This window comes from Halomonas sp. ALS9, from assembly GCF_001651035.1.
Lineage (GTDB): Bacteria > Pseudomonadota > Gammaproteobacteria > Pseudomonadales > Halomonadaceae > Vreelandella.
In genome coordinates this window covers 184,526-204,630 of record NZ_LXRG01000110.1, presented here as the reverse complement: position 1 = coordinate 204,630, position 20,105 = coordinate 184,526, and the positions used below count along the sequence as shown (strand labels likewise).

Annotated in this window: 19 protein-coding genes and 5 tRNA genes; 15 read left to right on the top strand and 9 right to left on the bottom strand. The window is 56.6% G+C overall.

Features of this window, described 5'->3' with window-relative positions:
- Positions 1–78: 78 nt before the first annotated feature.
- Positions 79–603, bottom strand: coding sequence for a gamma carbonic anhydrase family protein (locus A6R74_RS09145; protein ID WP_064234202.1), 525 nt, complete (start codon positions 601–603; stop codon positions 79–81).
- Positions 604–685: 82 nt separating this feature from the next.
- Positions 686–1,465, bottom strand: a complete 780-nt coding sequence (gene glcC / locus A6R74_RS09140) for a transcriptional regulator GlcC (RefSeq protein ID WP_064234201.1) — start codon at positions 1,463–1,465, stop codon at positions 686–688.
- Between the two features lie 258 nt (positions 1,466–1,723).
- On the opposite strand from glcC, the gene glcD reads away from it, so the two are divergent.
- The 4 genes from glcD to A6R74_RS09120 all read left to right on the top strand — a co-directional run bounded on the left by glcD (position 1,724) and on the right by A6R74_RS09120 (position 6,132).
- Complete coding sequence (glcD, locus tag A6R74_RS09135; RefSeq protein WP_064234200.1) at positions 1,724–3,223, top strand: glycolate oxidase subunit GlcD; 1,500 nt, start codon at positions 1,724–1,726, stop codon at positions 3,221–3,223.
- Positions 3,224–3,307: 84 nt separating this feature from the next.
- Entirely contained in the window at positions 3,308–4,402 is a 1,095-nt protein-coding gene (gene glcE / locus A6R74_RS09130; protein WP_064234199.1) for a glycolate oxidase subunit GlcE, read from the top strand.
- Positions 4,403–4,416: 14 nt separating this feature from the next.
- Complete coding sequence (gene glcF, locus A6R74_RS09125) at positions 4,417–5,649, top strand: glycolate oxidase subunit GlcF (protein ID WP_064234198.1); 1,233 nt, start codon at positions 4,417–4,419, stop codon at positions 5,647–5,649.
- A gap of 78 nt (positions 5,650–5,727) precedes the next feature.
- Positions 5,728–6,132, top strand: a complete 405-nt coding sequence (locus tag A6R74_RS09120; RefSeq protein WP_064234197.1) for a heme-binding protein — start codon at positions 5,728–5,730, stop codon at positions 6,130–6,132.
- Between the two features lie 124 nt (positions 6,133–6,256).
- Here A6R74_RS09120 and A6R74_RS09115 read toward each other — a convergent pair.
- From A6R74_RS09115 to A6R74_RS09090, 6 genes are all read right to left on the bottom strand, one after another.
- Positions 6,257–6,333 (bottom strand) — tRNA-Asp (locus A6R74_RS09115).
- Between the two features lie 77 nt (positions 6,334–6,410).
- Positions 6,411–6,486, bottom strand: a tRNA-Val gene (locus A6R74_RS09110).
- Between the two features lie 52 nt (positions 6,487–6,538).
- Positions 6,539–6,615 (bottom strand) — tRNA-Asp (locus A6R74_RS09105).
- A gap of 69 nt (positions 6,616–6,684) precedes the next feature.
- A tRNA-Asp gene (locus tag A6R74_RS09100) sits at positions 6,685–6,761 on the bottom strand.
- Between the two features lie 70 nt (positions 6,762–6,831).
- A tRNA-Val gene (locus A6R74_RS09095) sits at positions 6,832–6,907 on the bottom strand.
- 149 nt (positions 6,908–7,056) lie between these two features.
- On the bottom strand, positions 7,057–7,863 hold the full coding sequence (locus A6R74_RS09090) for an alpha/beta fold hydrolase (RefSeq protein ID WP_064234196.1): 807 nt from the start codon (positions 7,861–7,863) through the stop codon (positions 7,057–7,059).
- Between the two features lie 164 nt (positions 7,864–8,027).
- On the opposite strand from A6R74_RS09090, the gene ccoN reads away from it, so the two are divergent.
- The 11 genes from ccoN (at position 8,028) to fnr (ending at position 19,163) form a co-directional block, all read left to right on the top strand.
- The gene (ccoN, locus tag A6R74_RS09085) at positions 8,028–9,452 is read left to right on the top strand and encodes a cytochrome-c oxidase, cbb3-type subunit I (RefSeq protein ID WP_064234195.1); all 1,425 of its coding nucleotides are present in this window, start codon (positions 8,028–8,030) and stop codon (positions 9,450–9,452) included.
- A gap of 19 nt (positions 9,453–9,471) precedes the next feature.
- Positions 9,472–10,080, top strand: coding sequence for a cytochrome-c oxidase, cbb3-type subunit II (gene ccoO, locus A6R74_RS09080; RefSeq protein WP_064234194.1), 609 nt, complete (start codon positions 9,472–9,474; stop codon positions 10,078–10,080).
- Between the two features lie 3 nt (positions 10,081–10,083).
- Positions 10,084–10,308: a CcoQ/FixQ family Cbb3-type cytochrome c oxidase assembly chaperone gene (locus tag A6R74_RS09075; protein WP_064234193.1), complete on the top strand. Its 225-nt coding sequence runs from the start codon at positions 10,084–10,086 to the stop codon at positions 10,306–10,308.
- Positions 10,305–11,234 carry a cytochrome-c oxidase, cbb3-type subunit III gene (gene ccoP / locus A6R74_RS09070; protein WP_064234192.1) on the top strand — a complete coding sequence of 310 codons (930 nt, stop codon included), beginning with the start codon at positions 10,305–10,307 and terminating at the stop codon, positions 11,232–11,234. Before A6R74_RS09075 ends, ccoP begins: the two co-directional genes overlap by 4 nt.
- 213 nt (positions 11,235–11,447) lie before the next feature.
- Positions 11,448–12,887: a cytochrome c oxidase accessory protein CcoG gene (ccoG, locus tag A6R74_RS09065; RefSeq protein ID WP_064234191.1), complete on the top strand. Its 1,440-nt coding sequence runs from the start codon at positions 11,448–11,450 to the stop codon at positions 12,885–12,887.
- Positions 12,888–12,893: 6 nt separating this feature from the next.
- Positions 12,894–13,415 carry a FixH family protein gene (locus A6R74_RS09060; protein WP_064234190.1) on the top strand — a complete coding sequence of 174 codons (522 nt, stop codon included), beginning with the start codon at positions 12,894–12,896 and terminating at the stop codon, positions 13,413–13,415.
- Positions 13,412–15,895, top strand: coding sequence for a heavy metal translocating P-type ATPase (locus A6R74_RS09055; RefSeq protein WP_064234189.1), 2,484 nt, complete (start codon positions 13,412–13,414; stop codon positions 15,893–15,895). Before A6R74_RS09060 ends, A6R74_RS09055 begins: the two co-directional genes overlap by 4 nt.
- Positions 15,892–16,137, top strand: a complete 246-nt coding sequence (gene ccoS / locus A6R74_RS09050; protein ID WP_064234188.1) for a cbb3-type cytochrome oxidase assembly protein CcoS — start codon at positions 15,892–15,894, stop codon at positions 16,135–16,137. The genes A6R74_RS09055 and ccoS overlap by 4 nt, the downstream gene beginning before the upstream one ends.
- The gene (locus A6R74_RS09045) at positions 16,134–16,823 is read left to right on the top strand and encodes a sulfite exporter TauE/SafE family protein (RefSeq protein ID WP_064234187.1); all 690 of its coding nucleotides are present in this window, start codon (positions 16,134–16,136) and stop codon (positions 16,821–16,823) included. Before ccoS ends, A6R74_RS09045 begins: the two co-directional genes overlap by 4 nt.
- 75 nt (positions 16,824–16,898) lie before the next feature.
- Entirely contained in the window at positions 16,899–18,332 is a 1,434-nt protein-coding gene (gene hemN, locus A6R74_RS09040; protein ID WP_064234186.1) for an oxygen-independent coproporphyrinogen III oxidase, read from the top strand.
- An 84-nt stretch (positions 18,333–18,416) separates the two neighbouring features.
- Positions 18,417–19,163: a fumarate/nitrate reduction transcriptional regulator Fnr gene (gene fnr / locus A6R74_RS09035; RefSeq protein ID WP_064234185.1), complete on the top strand. Its 747-nt coding sequence runs from the start codon at positions 18,417–18,419 to the stop codon at positions 19,161–19,163.
- Here fnr and ttcA read toward each other — a convergent pair.
- Positions 19,156–20,076, bottom strand: coding sequence for a tRNA 2-thiocytidine(32) synthetase TtcA (gene ttcA, locus A6R74_RS09030; RefSeq protein WP_064234184.1), 921 nt, complete (start codon positions 20,074–20,076; stop codon positions 19,156–19,158). The two genes, fnr and ttcA, sit on opposite strands and share 8 nt — an antisense overlap.
- Positions 20,077–20,105: the final 29 nt, after the last annotated feature.

The following is a 20,105-nucleotide window of genomic DNA, read 5'->3' as shown; positions in this document are numbered from 1 at the left end:
GCAAACCCCCAGGCTGTTAGCCCGGGGGTTTGTGCTTTTAGCTCAATGTTCAAGCCCTGCTTATTGATTGTTTAAGCATTAGCCGATGCGTTTAAGTTCTTGGCTGTGGAGCTTGCCGCGCTCTACGTAGCTTTGGGCGTTCTGCTTCAAACCCGCCACCGCGTCTTCGGAAAGTGCACGTACCACGCGGGCAGGCGAACCAACAATTAACGAATTGGGCGGAAATACCGCACCCTCCTTAATAAAAGCCCCCGCGCCCACTAAGCTGTTTTCGCCGATCACCGCACCGTTAAGCACCACCGCTTGAATACCGATTAAGCAGCCATCACCAACGGTGCAGCCATGCAACATGGCTTGATGCCCGACCGTCACGCCTTTACCGACTTTGAGCGGAAAACCGGGGTCGGCATGCAGTACCGCGCCATCCTGAATGTTGCTCTCTTCGCCAATTTCCAAGTGATCGGTATCACCGCGCAGTACCGCTTGATACCAGACGCTTGAGCGCGCTTGTAACGTTACCTGGCCGATCACATCCGCGGTTTCGGCAATATAGACATCGCTATGGATGTTGGGCTGGTGCTCGCCGTATTGGTAAATGGCCACGCTGATCTCCTGGGTTGTTGTTGAACTATTAATGGTTGTTGTTGGTGCATTAATGGTCGTTGTTGATGTATTAGTGCTTGAACTACTGCCACTCTTCAAGGCGCATGGATGAACGCTCTAGCCGTTCGTGCTCCTCCTCTAAATCGCGCAGCAGTTGAGTAATACTGGTGAGGTGCTCCAGCGCCACCTGCTCCGCCTGCGCGGTGTCGCCACTGACGACCGCAGCGTGCAATTGCGCATGCTGCTGGTTGATCATCGCCCTGGGTGCTGGCAAGTGATAGAGGTGTTTGACCGAGGCAAATACCGAGCTCAGCAGTAAATCGGTAAGGCTCTGCAGCGTGTGCACCAGCACTGGATTATGGGACGCCTGGGAAACCGCCAGGTGGAAGGCGTGATCCAGTCGCGCTAGACGTTCGACATCAATGGTTTCAGTGCTTTCCGCATAGTCGGCCATTTCGCGATAGCGCCGGGTGATCAGCACCCGGTCAGCGGAGGTGCCACGGCTTGCCGCCAACCGCGCCGACTCCCCCTCCAGCAGGGCGCGTACCTCTAACAGATCAAACAGCGTGCGTGGATGGTCTTTAAACAGATGCATCAACGGGCTCTGGTTGCCTACCGGCAAAAGTGTGGCGACCGTCGAGCCGTGGCCCTGGCGGGTATCGATAATGCCCTTGCTGCGCAGGATTCTTAACCCCTCACGCAGCGAAGCGCGGGAGACGCCCAGCCGGTCACACAGTCGCCGCTCAGAAGGCAGCAATTGGCCGGGGCGAAAAACCCCATCAAGAATCAGCTGCTCAAGCCGGGTGGCCACGTGTTCAGGCATTCGCTGGCCGGGTGTCAACGCTTGATTCTCCGCTGGCATGACAATCACTCTCGTTAAACTGTTTTAACAGCTTGCCACTACTCACAGTAGAAGACATCTATGTTTCGCTCCCAACGTACGGAGTCGACTAATTACTGGTCAGACCAATGCACCACGACCTAGACAGGCGAGCAAAAAAAGCCCAAATTGAGCTAACGTTGCGAAAAATAAACACGTGGAAAGAATTGACGCGTGAAGCACAGGCACATAGACCGTTTCAGCCTTTACCCTTAATGATAATAAGCATGGGATGTCGTAATGAATATCCTCTTTGATGAGCGCCTGGACGGCAAACTGGTGCAGCGCGATAAAAACGAGGTCTTAACCGACCTGCAGCAAGCCATCCCTGAGATGACGCTACTGCATCGCGAAGAAGACCTGCGCCCCTTCGAGTGCGATGGGCTGGCGGCCTACCGCGTATTGCCAATGCTGGTGGCGCTGCCGGAAACCTTTGCCCAGGTTCAAGCGCTACTCAAGCGCTGCCATGCGCTTAGCGTGCCGGTGGTCACCCGCGGCGCGGGCACCGGGCTTTCCGGTGGCGCGCTGCCGCTGGAACAGGGCGTGCTTCTGGTCATGTCGCGCTTCAATAAAATCCTCAAAGTCGACCCAGATGCCCGTCTGGCGCGGGTTCAGCCCGGGGTACGCAATCTGGCCATTTCCGAAGCTGCGGCACCTTATGGGCTTTACTACGCGCCGGATCCCTCCTCGCAAATTGCCTGCTCCATTGGCGGCAACGTGGCCGAGAACGCTGGCGGCGTGCACTGCTTAAAATATGGGCTAACGGTGCATAACGTCATGCGCGTCGATGTACTCACCATTGAGGGCGAGAACATGACCCTGGGCGCTGAGTCTTTTGATGCGCCGGGCTTTGACCTGCTGGCATTGATGAACGGCTCAGAGGGCATGCTCGGCGTCGTCACGGAAATCACCGTCAAGCTGCTGCCCAAGCCGGAAACCGCAAAAGTGCTGATGGCGAGCTTCGATGACATCGAGAAAGCCGGTCGCGCCGTCGGCGATATTATTGCCGCAGGCATTATTCCCGGTGGCCTGGAGATGATGGACAAACTCGCCATCAAAGCTGCAGAAGATTTCATCAAAGCAGGCTACCCAGTGGAAGCCGAAGCAATTCTGCTTTGCGAGTTAGACGGCGTTGAAGCCGACGTGGATGATGACTGCGCTACCGTACGCCGCGTACTGGAAGCCGCGGGCGCCACCGATATTCAGCAGGCTCGCGATGAAGCCGAGCGCGCCAAGTTCTGGGCCGGGCGTAAGAACGCCTTCCCTGCGGTGGGTCGTATGTCGCCAGATTACTACTGTATGGATGGCACCATCCCCCGCCGCGAGCTGCCCCGCGTGCTTAAAGGCATTGCTGCGCTTTCCGAGGAGAGCGGTCTGTCGGTAGCCAACGTGTTCCACGCCGGCGATGGCAATATGCACCCGCTAATTCTTTTTGATGCCAACAAAGAGGGTCAGCTGGCGCTTGCCGAAGAGGTGGGCGGCAAGATTCTAGAGCTCTGCGTGGCCGCGGGCGGCTCGATCACCGGCGAGCATGGCGTTGGGCGCGAAAAGATCAATCAAATGTGCAGCCAATTCCAGGCGGATGAAATCAGCGTTTTTCATGCTTTGAAAGCCGCCTTTGATCCACAGCGGCTGCTCAACCCGGGTAAGAACATCCCGACGCTGGCGCGCTGCGCCGAGTTTGGCGCTATGCATGTGCATAACAACGAACTACCGCACCCAGAGCTGCCGCGCTTCTAGTTACGAGCCAAGTTAAGTAAAAAGACGGCCAAGATAATAATTAGCCAAAACGAATAATGGAAAAGACCAATAGTGGGAAAGACCATGACCGAACGAGCGATTGCCGACCGCGATATCGCTGACGCCTTGTGTGAACAGGTCCGCAGCGCCTATGACGCACGCACACCGCTACGCATTGTAGGTGGCGATACCCGCGCCTTTTATGGCCGACCGGTAGAAGGTCAAGCACTACAGATGGCCGGACACAGTGGCATTGTCAGCTACGACCCGGTGGAGCTGGTGGTCACCGTGCGCGCTGGCACGCGGCTTAGTGACTTGCAGGAAGTACTGGCGGAGAAGCACCAAATGCTGGGCTTTGAGCCGCCCATGTTTGGTGAAGCGTCTACCATTGGCGGCGCTGTGGCCACCGGCCTCTCCGGCCCACGCCGCCCCTGGGCAGGTGCTGCGCGTGACTTTGTGCTGGGCACGCGAATCATCACCCAAGAGGGCAAGCTGCTCCGCTTTGGCGGCGAAGTAATGAAAAATGTCGCCGGTTACGACCTGTCGCGTCTGATGGCAGGCGCCCAGGGCACGCTCGGCGTATTGACCGACATCTCGTTTAAAGTGCTGCCTATTCCCACCGCGACTCACAGCCTTCGCTTAGCCGTGGGGCTGGATGAGGCACTCAAAAAACTCGCCGAGCTGGGTAGAAAGCCGCTACCGATTACCGCTGCCGCTTGGCACCACGGTGAACTGTTTTTGCGCTTGGAAGGCGGCAAAAGCTCTGTCAGCGCGACTCAGGCAAGCCTAGGCGGCGAACCGCTTAGCGCCGATTTCTGGCGCGAGCTGCGCGACCATTCTCACGCTTTCTTTGCCTGTAACGACGGTCAAGCGCTGTGGCGGTTGTCACTACCGCCTAACACCGCACCGCTGGCGCTGGATATTCCCGAAACCGATATTTTTTACGATTGGGCGGGCAGTCAGCGCTGGGTGAAAACAGTCCTGGATGCCGACACTCTCCGCGCCGCCTGTGCTGCAGTGGGTGGTCATGCCACTTGCTATACCCCACAGGCGCAAGGGGGCGCCATAGAGCCGTTCACACCGCTCAATGCCGTGGTGGAAAAATATCATCGAAATCTAAAGGCGGAGCTGGATGCCCATGGCATTTTTAACCCCGGTCGTCTTTATGCGGCGTTTTAATCAGGAGAGCTGACATGCAGACGCACTTTACCGATGCCGACCTTCAGAAGCCGCATATCCAGGAAGCGGAGCGCATTTTGCGCACCTGCGTTCACTGCGGATTCTGTAATGCCACCTGCCCGACTTACCAGCTATTGGGCGATGAGCGCGATGGCCCCCGCGGGCGTATCTATCTAATGAAGGAGCTGCTGGAGAGCCGCGACGATGACGATCAGGTCACCGACGAGACGCGCCTGCATCTTGATCGTTGCTTGACCTGCCTTAACTGTGAAACCACCTGCCCCTCGGGCGTGGAGTACCACAAGCTGCTCAACATTGGCCGTGCCGAAATTGAGCGCCGTGTGCCCCGCCCGGCGGCCGAACGTGCCCAGCGCTATGCGCTACGCAAGATGTTGGTCGACCCCAAGCGCTTTCAGGCACTGCTCAAGCTGGGGCAAACCTTTAAACCGCTGGTGCCTGGCAAATTGCGCAGCAAAATGCCCGCCGCCCCGGTCGATGCCGGCGTGCGCCCTGATACCAACCGCCATACCCGGCAGGTGTTAATGCTGGAAGGCTGCGTACAGCCGGGGCTGTCACCCAATACCAATGCAGCCACTGCACGGATTCTTGACCGGCTCGGCATTAGCGTCACGCCGGTGGCTGAAGCAGGCTGCTGCGGCGCCGTTGATTTTCACCTCAACGCTCAGAACGATGGACGTGCGCGTATGCGCGCCAATATTGATGCCTGGTGGCCGTATATCGAACAAGGCACCGAAGCCATTGTTCAAACCGCCAGCGGCTGCGGCGCTTTTGTCAAAGAGTATGGCGACATGCTCAAAGATGATCCCGCTTACGCCGCAAAAGCGCAGAAAGTCAGCGCTCTAGCCAAAGATATTGTCGAGATTTTGCGCGATGAGCCGCTAGACACATTGAATGTCACCGCCTCACAACGCCTGGCGTTCCACTGCCCTTGTACGCTGCAGCACGCTCAAAAGCTTAACGGCGCGGTTGAAGGCGTCCTGAGCAAGCTTGGTTTTTCATTAACCCCGGTGCAAGATGCTCATCTATGCTGCGGCTCGGCGGGCACCTACTCGATCACCCAGCCTGAACTGGCCACCCAACTACGTGACAATAAGCTCAATGCACTGGAAGCCGGTGACCCCGAGGTGATCGTAACGGCAAATATCGGCTGCCAGACCCACTTGGCAGGCGCCCATCGCACGCCGGTACGTCATTGGGTAGAGATCGTCGATGCAGCGCTCACTTAGCATTGAAATTTAACGCTAGGCCACGCTGACTTTTAACAGCGCGGCCACTTTACTCCCCCCCTTAACAAGGAATTAAACATGCAAACAAAAGCTATTCTTGCTCAAGCCGATGTGATCAACGTTCTAGACGCTGCGCAGAAAGAGGCTGACAGCAATAGCTGGCCGGTGACCATCGCAGTGACCGACGATGGCGGTCATCTGCTGGCGCTTCGTCGTTTGGATGGCGCCGCCCCTTTCAGTGCCGAAGTCGCGACGCACAAGGCGCGCAGTGCAGCGCTAGGTCGTAAGGAAACCCAGGTATTTGAAGAGATGATCAATGGCGGACGCACGGCGTTTGTAACCGCACCGCTGCAAGGCCTGCTTTCCGGCGGCGTCCCGATCACTGTTGACGGCCATGTGGTCGGCGCGGTGGGCATTTCCGGCGTAAAGCCCGACCAGGATGTGCAGGTTGCTAAAGCAGGCGTTGCCGCTATCACCGGCTAAAAGCGGCAAATTAAAGCGCAGACATACGAAAAAGCCCGGATCAATGATCCGGGCTTTTTAGGATTCGTTCGGCTAATGCCGATATGTTGCTAACAACACAAATGGCTAACAACAAGATGCTTAATGGCGGACCGGACGAGACTCGAACTCGCGACCTCCGGCGTGACAGGCCGGCATTCTAACCGACTGAACTACCGGTCCACGTTAAAGCATTTCTACAACAACCATCAAAGCTAACATTTACAAGCGGTTCAGAGGCGCTTCCAAAGGGTAGGCGATGGTGGGTGGTACTGGGTTCGAACCAGTGACCCCCAGCTTGTAAGGCTGGTGCTCTCCCAACTGAGCTAACCACCCAATCTATTGGTAAGTATTTGCTATGCTTACCAATTCAGCTTAGCAGTTATCGTGGCGGACCGGACGAGACTCGAACTCGCGACCTCCGGCGTGACAGGCCGGCATTCTAACCGACTGAACTACCGGTCCGAATTGCGATAACAGCTTTTTCAAACAACCGCATTTAAACAGCTAGCTTAAGCAGATATGAATTGATGTTGGCGGACCGGACGAGACTCGAACTCGCGACCTCCGGCGTGACAGGCCGGCATTCTAACCGACTGAACTACCGGTCCGTTATGCACATCAAAGCTTAATCATACTTTCCACTACACGCTTCCAACCCATTTTAGTCATTACTAAACATGGTGGGTGGTACTGGGTTCGAACCAGTGACCCCCAGCTTGTAAGGCTGGTGCTCTCCCAACTGAGCTAACCACCCGCTGGTCACGTGGCGCTGCATTCTACCGAATACTTGAGGGAAGTCAACCTGCTTGGATCAAAAACTGTGTTTAAAACTGGTTTTAAGAACTACTTCTAAAATCAGCTATTTAAACCAGTGTGTTGCTTTAATCCAAGTTGCGAAGCTCTTCACTCAGCGTCTGGCGTTTGAGCGCGGACGAAGGATGCCGCAATCTGGGTAGCTTCGTCAATCAAAACCGTTTGATTTAGTCCAGAAGAGCGCCGCGGCTTAAAATCGTGGTCACCATCTTTTAACCAACTGAGCTGTGCGTTTGGCGGCAACGCATAGCCAGCCACCTCTTCCCGGGTACCAAAGGGGTCACGCTCGCCTTGTAAAATCAGCATAGGGCAAGCAATCGCAGGCCAGTGATCCAGGCGCAGCTTGTCCGGCGCTTTGGTGGGATGAAACGGGTAACCAGCGACGACTACGCCGGGCACTCCACCCGGGCATGGCTCTTTGCTGGCTCGCTGTTGATTGGCTAGTTGTTGACTCGCTAACTGCTGACTGGCTAGCGGTTGACTGGCCAATAGGGTCGCCACGCGGCCACCCATCGATTTGCCACCAACCCATAACGGCCCTTCAAACAGAGAATTCAGCAGTGCGTACCACTGAGAAAACTGGTCGAGGGTCTGGGCGATAGGAGGCGGTGGTCGGCGTTTGCCGGTTTCCTGCATTTGTTGCATATAGGGGAAATCAACACATAAAACCTGAACACCCCGACCAGCCAGCGAGGTGACAAATTGACGCATGAAGGGAGACTGCTGACCCGCCCCTGCGCCATGGGCAAACAGCAATCGCCCTAGCCTGGCTTGACCATGGACGGCCAACGGCCCCATGCCCTGCACCAGGAAAGCGCCGTTTGGCTGGCGCTTAAGGGCCTCTTTTAATGCCTGGGGAGGCACTTCGATATATCCAGACAAAGCGTAATGTGACACCCACCGCTCCTAATAATTCAGTCTTTAACCAATTGGTGTGTTCAGGTTAAGCCTCTGCTGCGCTAGAATCTTGACCGGATCTTGACCTGCATCATCAAGCGGGTGGCCGCACCCGTGCAAAATGCCACGGGTTACCCCCTAACCGCGTTCGATGGGAACATGACATGAGCACAGCATTTGAACACCCGACCTACAACTACAAGGTAGTTCGGCAGTTCGCGATTATGACCGTTGTGTGGGGCATTGTGGGAATGACAGTGGGTGTCATCCTCGCCTCGCAACTGGTTTGGCCGCAACTAAACCTTGGCCTACCTTGGACTAGCTTTGGGCGCCTGCGTCCGTTGCACACTAACGCCGTAATTTTCGCCTTTGGCGGTTCGGCGCTCTTTGCCACGTCGTACTACGTTGTCCAGCGCACCTGTCAGACACGGCTTTTCTCTGACAAGTTAGCGGCCTTTACGTTCTGGGGCTGGCAGGCGGTCATCATTTCAGCAGTCGTGTCGCTGCCAATGGGCTACACCACGACTAAGGAGTACGCTGAGCTGGAGTGGCCGATCAACATTTTGATCGCGGTCGTATGGATCAGCTATGCCATCGTGTTCCTAATGACGATCAAAAAACGCACTACGCCGCACATTTATGTGGCGAACTGGTTCTTTGCAGCGTTTATTTTGACCGTTGCGGTGCTGCATATCGTCAACAACGCGGCGATCCCTGTGACCCCGATGTACTCCACCTCGATCTACGCCGGTGCGGTGGATGCGATGGTGCAGTGGTGGTATGGACACAACGCGGTGGGCTTCTTCCTGACCGCAGGCTTCCTGGGCATGATGTACTACTTCGTGCCGAAGCAGGCTGAGCGTCCGATCTACTCTTACCGCCTCTCAATCGTCCATTTCTGGGCATTGATCATGATCTACATGTGGGCAGGCCCTCACCACCTGCACTACACCGCGCTGCCTAACTGGGCACAGTCGCTGGGTATGATTATGTCGATTATTCTGCTGGCACCCTCCTGGGGCGGCATGATCAACGGCATGATGACCCTGTCAGGGGCTTGGCATAAACTGCGCACGGATCCCACGCTACGCTTTTTGGTGGTGGCGCTGTCGTTCTACGGCATGTCCACCTTTGAAGGTCCGATGATGGCGATTAAGACCGTCAACGCGCTGTCGCACTACACTGACTGGACGATTGGCCACGTTCACTCCGGCGCGCTGGGCTGGGTAGCGATGATCACCATCGGCTCGATGTATCACTTGATCCCACGCGTCTTTGGTCGCACGGAAATGTACTCGGTCAACCTGATTGCCGTGCACTTCTGGCTAGCCACGATCGGCACCGTGCTGTACATCGCCTCCATGTGGGTTAACGGTATTTTACAGGGCCTGATGTGGCGTGCGATCAACCCTGACGGCACCTTGATGTACACCTTTGTTGAATCCGTTGAAGCCAGCGCACCGGGCTACTTTGTTCGCTTAATCGGCGGCCTCTTCTGGGTCACCGGCATGCTGATCATGGCGTTCAATGTGTACATGACCGTTAAGCGTCGTGAGGCCATCAGCCATTCAGCGCCACAAGCTGCCTAAACCGGGGAAGTTGAGACCAATGAAACACGAGATTGTCGAAAAGAACGTTGGCCTGCTTGCCGTGTTGATCCTGGTTGCGATCAGTTTCGGCGGCTTGGCTGAGGTCGTCCCACTGTTTTTCCAGAAGCAGACTACCGAGCCGGTTGAAGGTTTGGAGCCACTTTCGGCGCTGGAATTGGAAGGACGAGACATCTATCGCCGCGAAGGTTGCGTGGGCTGTCACTCGCAAATGGTGCGTCCATTCCGTGCTGAAACCGAACGCTACGGCCACTACAACGTGGCAGGTGAGCAGGTTTACGAGCATAACTTCCTGTGGGGCTCCAAACGCACTGGGCCAGATTTGGCGCGCGTCGGTGGCCGCTATAGCGATGACTGGCACCGCGCTCACCTCTACAATCCCCGCGACGTAGTGCCCGAGTCGATCATGCCGGCTTACCCCTGGCTGTTTGAAAACACCCTCGATGGTGATGCCACTCCCCAAAAGATGCGTACGCTGCGTCAACTGGGCGTGCCGTATACCGACGAAGATATTGCCAACGCTACTGCAGACGTCCGCGGCACCCAGGAAATTACCGCCCTGGTCGCGTATCTACAGCAGCTCGGAACCGTGCTCGAGGGCACTCGTTAAGTTATGGATACGGGAACTTTTCGCGGCCTCATCACGCTGATCTTGATTATCGCGTTTATCGGTATTGCCCTCTGGGCGTACTCCAAGCGACGCAAGCCAGATTTCGACGAAGCGGCTAATTTGCCCTTTGCCGACGACGATGAGCTACCGACCAGTGACAAGCACGCTTCGCGTGAACGCGACAGCGAAGCGCGTTCCCGCGACGACAGGGGAGATAAGAAGTTATGAATAATTTATGGGGTGACTCCCTATCCGGCTTTTGGAGCGCCTGGATCATTATCATTACGCTGGGCACGATAGCGCTAAGCGTATGGATACTGCTGGCCAACCGCCGCACCGACAAAACGCCTGATGCGGACGGAAACGTAGAAACCACAGGCCACGCCGCCGATGGCATCGAAGAGTATGACAACCCTCTGCCAAAGTGGTGGTTCCAGCTATTCATCTTTACAGTGGTCTTTGCACTGGGCTATCTAGTGTTTTACCCCGGCCTGGGCAACTACGCGGGGCTATTAGGCTGGTCGCAGGAAGGTCAATGGGAAGAGGAAGTCGCCCAGGCCGAAGAGCGCTTTACGCCTATTTTTGCCCAGTACCAGGAAGTATCTATTCCTGAGCTTGCCGAAGATCCCGAGGCGATGCAGGTCGCTGAGCGTATCTACCAAAACAACTGCGCGGTGTGTCACGGTTCAAACGCTCGGGGTGGTTACGGCTTTCCCAACCTGACTGACGACGATTGGCTGTACGGTGGTGAGCCAGAAAACATCCTGACCACCCTGAACAATGGCCGTAACGGCCTCATGCCTGCTTGGCAACAGTTGGGCCAGAACAATATTGAAAACCTGACCCAGTATGTTCTGTCGCTGTCTAATGAAGAGCATGACGAGGCGCAGGCTGAACAGGGCGAAAGCACCTTTATGGCAGTGTGCGCTGCCTGTCACGGCCCCAGTGGCACTGGCAACACGGCACTTGGCGCGCCTAACTTGACCGATGACATCTGGCTTTACCTGGCACCTGGCCAAGAGGTGGGCGACTCTATCCGTCAAACGCTGCGGAACGGCCGTAACGGTCATATGCCTGCGCAAGCGGCGTATATCGGTGAAGAGCGTGTTCATCTGGTCGCAGCCTACGTGTACAGCCTGCGCCTAGCGGACTAATTGACCACTGACAGCGATCGATCTCAGCGGTCAATGTCAGCAACGTTAGCCAAGCAAGGGTGCGGCCCCAAACCGCACCCTTTCTTTATGCACAACCCAGTACGATTTTACGCAACCCGATACAATAGTAACGAAATATTTAGACCGACTAGCATCTGGCTGAAATGAGCACTGGGTGCCACCTCTCCTGCCTTCTGAGCCGGGAATACCACCATGGAAAAGATACCAAGCCACGACGTCACACCGAACCCGGTGGGGCATCACAGCCCCTCAAGTGAAACGGTTAGCCAGGAAATGTATGCCAAACGACGCCACATTTATGTGCGTGAAATCAAGGGCGTTTTCCAGAAGCTACGGCGCAGTGCGAACTGGGCGTTAATGCTGGCATTTTTTCTCTTACCCTGGATTAATATCGGCGGTAGGCCACTAATTCTATTCGACTTACCAAGTCGAGAATTCCATATCTTTAGCGCCACGTTTTACCCCCAGGAGTTTATCCTGCTGTCGTGGTTGCTGATTATCTGCGCCTTTGGGCTATTTTTTATTACCGTTTTTGCTGGTCGGGTATGGTGTGGCTATACCTGCCCGCAAAGCGTTTGGACGTTTCTGTTTATCTGGCTTGAACACCGTATTGAAGGCTCGCGCAATCGGCGTATTAAGCTCGACAATCAACCGATGAGCGCTGATAAAGCCTGGCGCAAAGGGGCCAAACACACCGCCTGGCTACTGATTGCCTTGGCCACCGGCGTCACCTTTGTCGGTTACTTCACGCCGGTTCGCGATTTAGTAACAGACCTGCCCACCATAGAGGCCCACGGCTGGTCTTACTTCTGGGTCGGCTTTTTCTTAGTGTTCACCTACCTCAACGCAGGTTGGCTGCGCGAGCAGGTGTGCATTTACATGTGCCCCTACGCTCGCTTTCAATCGGTGATGTTTGACCGCGACACGCTGATCGTCTCCTACGACGAAACACGTGGCGAGCCGCGTGGGCACCGGAAGAAAAGCCTAAGCCACCTGGAAGCCCGCGAGGCTGGCTATGGCGACTGTATCGACTGTGATCTTTGCGTACAGGTCTGCCCCACCGGTATCGATATCCGTGACGGGCTACAGTACGAGTGCATCACCTGCGCCGCCTGTATCGACGCCTGCGACAGCGTGATGGATAAAATGGGCTACCCGCGGGGATTGGTGCGCTACACCACCGAAAACGCCCTAGAGGGCAACAAGAGCCATATTATGCGGCCACGCCTGCTAGGCTACTTTGCTGCTCTGGTGCTGATGGTGGGCACCTTTGCCTGGGCCATTAACGACCGCATGCCGCTTAATTTTGACGCTGAGCGCGAGCGCACTCAGCTCTACCAAATGACCCGCGACGGTCAAATTAGCAATGTATTTAGTCTGACCATCCGCAACCTGGATGATCAAGACCACACCTACCAGCTAAGCGTTGCAGGATTACCCAGCTTAACCCTGGATAGCCATACAATTAGCGTACCCGCCGGGGCGTCGCGCTTGGAAGTGGTCACTGTGACAGCCAGCCCCGACGACTTACAGCAACCCAGCCACGCCATTGTATTTACGCTACAGGCTCAGCAGGATGCGGATATTCGCCTTGAGCGCGAAACTAGCTTCCTGGGCGATATTAGGAGATAGAAGATTATGTCATCCCCCCCGGTAACACCGTGGTATAAGCAGTTTTGGCCGTGGTTTTTACTCGGCATTCTGTTTTCATCGATTATTGTCAGCAGTGGCTTTGCAGTTATGTCGATCAAGAGTTTCGACGGCATGGTCGTTCAGGAAGATTATTACGAACATGGCAAAGCCATTAACATGGTGCTGGCCAAACAGGAGCAGGCACGCGCGCTGAACTTGAGCGCCGAGCTGCGCCTTGATCCGCTTACCAGCGATATCGTGGTCGATTTAAGCGGCGATACGCGCCCGGATACGCTCTATTTAGACCTTATCTTCCCCACCGAAGATAACCGTGACCAATCTTTCGTACTTGAGCACGTCCGTGATGGCCGCTATATCACCCAAGGGCCCGACAATCTGCGTTACCGCTGGTACCTGCAGATCCAGCCCGCACAAGAAGATGCTGATTGGCGTCTCACTGGTGAAGCAACGTTCCCCAATGAAAACAGCGTCGCGCTATTGCCAGGAGGGCGTACAGAAAGCGAATGAGCGATGTAACGACTGCCGCGCCCTGCTACCACTGCGGTAACCCGGTGCCCGCTGCGGCACCGTGGTCGATTACCCTAGATGAGCATACCCACCCACTTTGCTGCCCCGGCTGCGAAGCGGTGGCCCATGCCATCGTCGACGGTGGCCTAGAGAGCTACTACCGCTACCGTACCGAACTGCCCGAACGCCCGGATGAGCGCCAGGCCGCCAAAGCGGATACCTGGTCAGTGTTTGACGACCCCGGCTTGCAGGCACAGTTTGTCCACCCCGATGGCGATGAGGGCAATGTCAAAGCCACCCTCGCCATTGAAGGCATTACCTGCGCCGCCTGTGCCTGGCTGATCGAGCACCGCTTAAATGCCATGGCGGGGATCATCTCCAGCGCGGTGAATTTAACCCACCACCGGTTGCGCGTGAGCTGGAATCCCCAGCAGCTAAAGCTCTCGCAACTGCTGGCCGAACTGGCCGCCATTGGCTACGACGCCCAGCCCTACGAGCCCGATCAAGCCCAGGCGCGTATGCAGCATGAGGAGCGCATGAACGTGCGGCGGCTTATTATCGCCGCTGTGGGCATGATGCAGGTGATGATGTTCTCAATTCCGATTTATGTCTCTGGCCCCGGAGAAATCAGCGACGACTTCTACGCCCTGTTTCACTGGCTTTCCTTTGCGCTGGCCACGCCAGTGGTGTTTTTCTCCGCCCAACCGTTTTTCCGCAACGCCCTACGCGACCTGCGCACCGGCGTTTTGGGCATGGATGTGCCGGTGTCGCTGGCGATTGGCGGGGCTTACCTTGCCAGCAGCTACGCGGTGCTGTTTAACGTCGGCGAGGTCTATTTTGACTCGGTGGCGATGTTTACCTTCTTTTTACTTTTTGCCCGCTACGTAGAAGGCCGCGCCAGACGCCGCAGCGGCCATAGCGGCAATGCGCTAAGTGGCGTGTTACCCATTTCGGCTACGCGGCTGGAAAACGACGGCAGCGAGCGCATTCTACCCGCCAGTGAACTCGTCCCCGGCGACCGTGTATTGATCAAGCCCGGACACGGTGTGCCTGCCGATGGCATTATCGAGGAAGGCGAATCGAGCCTGGATGAATCGATGCTGACCGGCGAATACCTACCGGTCACCCGCCGGGTGGGCGACCGCATTACCGGCGGCAGCCAAAACATGGAAAACCCATTGGTGATCAGGGTGACCCACGCCGGGCGCGATGCCCGAGTGGCCGGCATTGTCGATCTTACCGACCGCGCCTTTGCCAGCCGCCCTAGGCTTGCCCAGATGGCAGCGCGCATGGCCCACCTCTTTGTACTACGCCTGCTGCTAGTGACCGCCTGCGTGACGATCGCCTGGTGGTTTATCGACCCCTCGCGGATGCTCTGGGTGCTACTCTCGGTGCTGGTCGTGACCTGCCCCTGCGCGCTGGCACTGGCCACCCCCGCGGCACTGACCGCAGGCCACGGCCAACTGCGTAAGCGTGGCGTGTTAATCACCCGCGCTGATGCCATGGAGACGCTCTCTAACGTTACCCGGGTAATTTTTGATAAAACCGGCACCCTGACCCGCGGCGAAATGCACCTGACCCAAACTCAGCCCATCGGTGAATTAACCGCTGAGCGTGCCCGAGCCATTGCCGCTGCCCTTGAGGCCCACTCGGAACATCCCATTGCCCGTGCCTTCCGGCCATTCCGGGATGCAACGCTGCAAGCCAACGATATTCGCAGCCACACCGGGCAAGGGCTTGAAGGCAGCTTAAACGGCGCCCGTTGGCGTCTGGGAAAACCCGACTTTGCAATAATGGATAGCGCAATGAATAGCGGCGTGGATAGCGTTCTCGCGGCGCCTGCCAAGGGCCAGTGGTTGCTGCTTAGCGAAAACGGCGCGCCCCGCGCCTGGTTTGGCCTGCACGACGGCGTTCGCGATGATGCTGCGGCGACGATCACAGCCCTGCAGGCCCAGGGGTTAAACGTAGAGCTGCTTTCGGGGGATACCCAGGAGGCGGTGGAAAGCCTGGCCGACCAGCTCAACATTGCCACCTGGCACGCGGGAGTCAGTCCAGAGGGCAAGCTGGCGCGCATGAAAACTCTTCAAGCCGCAGGCGAAACCGTGGTGATGATAGGCGATGGCATCAACGACGTACCGGTGTTAGCCGGTGCCGATGTAGCGATTGCCATGAATGGGGCGACGGATTTAGCCCGCACACGCGCCGACGCAGTGCTGCTCAGCCCCCGCCTGATGCGCATTTTTGAAGCCATCGAGATTTCCCGCGCGACGCGGCGTATCATGCGCCAGAACATGATTTGGTCAGTCTGCTACAACTTTTCGGCGCTGCCGCTGGCGGCGATGGGGCTGGTACCGCCCTGGCTAGCCGCGATTGGTATGTCACTTAGTTCGCTAGTAGTGGTGGGTAATGCCCTGCGACTGTCACGTTGGCGCGCCCAGCCCGCGCCAACGCTTGGCACTTCAACCCCGGTAACCGCATGACAATTTTGTACTTACTCATTCCACTCTCGCTGATTTTGCTCGGCCTCGCCGTATGGGCATTTTTTTGGGCGGTTAAAAATGATCAGTTTGACGACTTAGAAGGCCCGGCGCATCGCATTCTGTTTGATGAGGATGACAACGACCTGAGTCCTGAGCAGCGTCAACAGCGACAGCAATCCAAGCAACACCCCGACGCAGCAAAAGATAAAGACGCACCCGACGACCAAGAGCGTCGGCAATGAACCCGACAGGGCTTGATCTGCCCCCGCTGCTGGCGGCATTTGTATTTGGCTTGATGGGCGGCGCCCACTGTATTGGCATGTGCGGCGGCATTATGAGCGCGCTCACCTTTGCAGTGCCTCCCAGCATGCGCCATCCGGCGCGCATGGGCGGCCTACTGCTTAGCTACAATGCAGGCCGTATTATGAGCTATATGAGCGCAGGTGCGCTGGTTGCGCTGCTGGGCACGCTATTTTCGCTTTCTGCCACGGCGCGACTACTGCTTCAAGTATTTGCCGCGCTGATGCTGATCCTGATGGCGCTGTATATCGCCAACTGGTGGAAAGGGTTACTCAAGGTGGAGGCCGTTGGCCGCCGCCTGTGGCGCTTTATTGAGCCCGTGGGGCGGCGCTTAATGCCGGTGGTGTATATACCTCAAGCCTTTGCGCTAGGCGCCCTTTGGGGCTGGCTACCCTGTGGGCTGGTCTATTCCATGCTGGCTTGGAGCTTAGCCATTGCCGACCCGTTACAAGGCGCCCTACTCATGGGTGCCTTTGGACTAGGCACTCTGCCTGCGCTGCTCGCCACTGGCCTCGCAGCGCGCCAGCTAAGCCACTTGATTCGTCACCCGGCGACGCGCAGCGTGGCGGCGCTAACGATTATCGCTTTTGCGCTGTGGCAACTGTGGACGCTCACTGCACATCATTAGCATGACATGGCTCAATCTTTACGTTTTCGCTACGGGTTAGGCTAGCGGCATTTCCTAACGTCGGAGCGCCCCTTCATGCCCGTTCATGCCCCTGTGGTTTCACCTCTTGCCTCGTCTGTGGCGGCAGCGCCCACGCAGCCGGTGTGGGATGAAGCCCTGCTGCGCCGCTACGACACCAGTGGCCCACGCTACACCTCTTACCCTACGGCGCTGTCATTTCACGACCAATTTACCCCCAGCGACCTGATCCAAGCGCTTGAGCGGAGCAATAACAGTAAGCGACCGCTGTCGCTGTATGTTCACGTGCCTTTTTGCCGCAAGATTTGCTTCTACTGTGCATGTAATAAAATTGCTACCAAGAATACCGCCCTGGCCGAGCCCTACATAACGAGGCTTGACCGTGAGATGGTGCTGACCGCACGCCACCTGGATACATCACGGCCGGTAGAACAGCTGCATTGGGGGGGTGGTACGCCAACGTTTCTTAGCTTGAACCAAATGGGCGACCTGATCGATCGACTGGATGCCCGCTTTGGCCTCTCCTCGTCGACGGATCGCGATTACGCCATTGAAATAGATCCTCGCGAAGCGGATGTGTTTACTCTACGCCACCTCGAATCCCTCGGTTTTAATCGCATCAGCCTGGGGGTGCAGGACTTAAGTCCGCTGGTGCAGAAAGCCATTAACCGCATTCAGCCTCGAGTACTTACCGAAACGCTAATGGAGGAGGCTCACCGCCTGGGCTTTCGCTCGCTTAATCTCGATCTTATTTACGGTTTACCTTTTCAGACTGAAAAGAGTTTTGCCGACACTCTGCGCCAGGTGATTGAGCTAAACCCGGCGCGCCTTTCGGTATTTAATTACGCCCATATGCCCGAGCGCTTTGCCCCCCAGCGGCGTATCAATGTCGATGATTTGCCGGGTGGCGAAGAGAAACTGGCGATTCTGCGCACTACCATTGAGATGCTCACCGCGGCAGGCTATGTACATATCGGTATGGATCACTTTGCCCGGCCTGATGATAGCCTGGCCGTTGCCCAGCGCGACGGCTCGTTGCAGCGTAACTTCCAAGGCTACTCCAGCCACGCGCAGTGCGACTTAATTGGGCTTGGCGTTTCGGCGATTTCGCGCATTGATGACGTCTACGCACAGAACCCGAGCGATCTGGCACGCTATGAAGCGGCGCTGGATCAGGGCCAGCTTGCTACCTTGCGCGGCGTGCGGTTGAGCGACGACGATCTTATCCGCCGGGACGTGATTGAACGGCTGATGTGCGATATGGGCATTGACCTTTCTGTGGTCAGCCAGCGCTGGAACATCGATGCCCCCCGCTATTTCGCACCCGCTCTGGAACGTTTACAGAGCGCCGAGCAAGATGGCTTACTGACGCGTAGTGGTGATCAACTTAATGCCACGCCCATGGGGCGGCTGCTGATTCGCCATTTAGCCATGGCCTTTGATGCCCATCTTGCTGGGCAAACGGGGCAGCGCTACTCTAAAATTGTCTAATCTCTTTTAGGCAAACATGCTAAAGCGACTATAATAAGTAAGGATTTACTAATTGATAAGCATGACCCACTCAAGGAGCAACGCATGCTGGAACCCATGAGCCGTCGGCGCTCGCTACTCCACGAAGCGCGCTGCCAAACCTGCAGCTTAAGCTCACTGTGCCTGCCGCTTGCCCTTGAGTTGGACGATATGGGGCAGTTCGATGCGATTATTCGCCGCCGCGCGCCGCTTAAAAAAGGCGAACCGCTGTTTCGCCAGGGTGACGCCTTTACCAGCGTTTATGCAGTACGTTCGGGCAGCTTGAAGCAGATCACCGCCGAGGGTAACGGCAGCGAGCAGTTGACCAATTTCTACCTACCCAGTGAGCTGGTGGGGCTGGATGGCATTGACGAAGAGCACTACCCCGGTAGCGTGATCGCCCTGGAAACCACCACCATCTGCGAGATTCCCTTTGACCGCTTGGATTTGCTCTCAGAAGAGATCCCCGAGCTACGAGGCCAGCTGTATCGCAGCATGAGCAAAGAGTTACGCGATGATCGGCGTATGATGCGCCTGCTGTCGCGTAAAACCGCCGACCAGCGGCTGGCGAGCTTTTTGATCACGCTCTCGGATCGCTTTCGTCGTCGGGGCTACTCGCCTTATAGCTTTCGCCTCTCAATGCCCAGAGCCGATATCGGCAACTACCTGGGCTTAGCGGTGGAAACCGTCAGCCGCATTTTAAGCCGCTTTCAGCAGCAGAGCGTGGTGGCGGTTTCCGGGCGAGAGGTCAATATTCTCGATATGCCGCGCTTGATTACCCTCGCCGAAGAGGAAGAGCAAACGGTTAGCTGACGTTAAAGGCCTGGATGCGCCCCGCCAGCAGTTCCGCCTGTTTAGCTTCCAAACCCTCAAAATCGAACAGGTTGCGGTCTGCCAGTTGGGATGGGGAAACATTGGTCACCGCTTTGAACATGCTTTCCAGGCGACCAGGAAACTTCTTGTCCCACTCGGCGAGCATCTCTTTGACTACCTGGCGCTGCATATTGGGCTGGGAGCCGCAGAGGTTGCAGGGGATGATCGGGAATTCCATCAGCCGCGAGAATTCGGCGATATCTGCCTCTTTGCAGTAGGCCAACGGTCGAATAACGATATTCTTACCATCATCAGATAGCAGCTTGGGCGGCATCGCTTTCAGATTGCCGCCGAAGAACATATTCAGAAACAGGGTTTCGAGGATATCTTCCCGGTGATGACCCAGCGCTATTTTGTTGGCGCCAATCTCTTCAGCAAAGCCATACAGCGAGCCGCGGCGAAGCCGTGAACAGAGCGCGCAGGTAGTTTTGCCTTCGGGGGTTTTCTCCTTCACCACTGAGTAGGTATCGCGCTCGACAATGTGATACTCCACGCCCTGCTTATCCAGATAGGCAGGCAACACGTGCTCGGGAAACCCCGGCTGTTTCTGATCCAGGTTGACCGCTACCAGTGAAAAATTGACCGGCGCGTTGCGCTGCAAGTTGCGCAAAATCTCCAGCATGGTGTAGCTGTCCTTTCCGCCGGAGAGGCACACCATCACGCGATCGCCTTCATTGATCATTTGGTAATCAATAATTGCATTGCCCACTTCCCGGCGCAGTCGCTTTTGCAGCTTGTTAAATTCGCGCTTCTGCTTCGCATCAACCAGCTCTGGCTGGTCGTGCTCAGCGTTAGCCGGTTCGGCTATAACGTTGTCATAGTGAGCAGGGTCAAAGTGATCAAGAGATTGCATGGTATAAGCACTGCCGAGGGTAGAAGGCG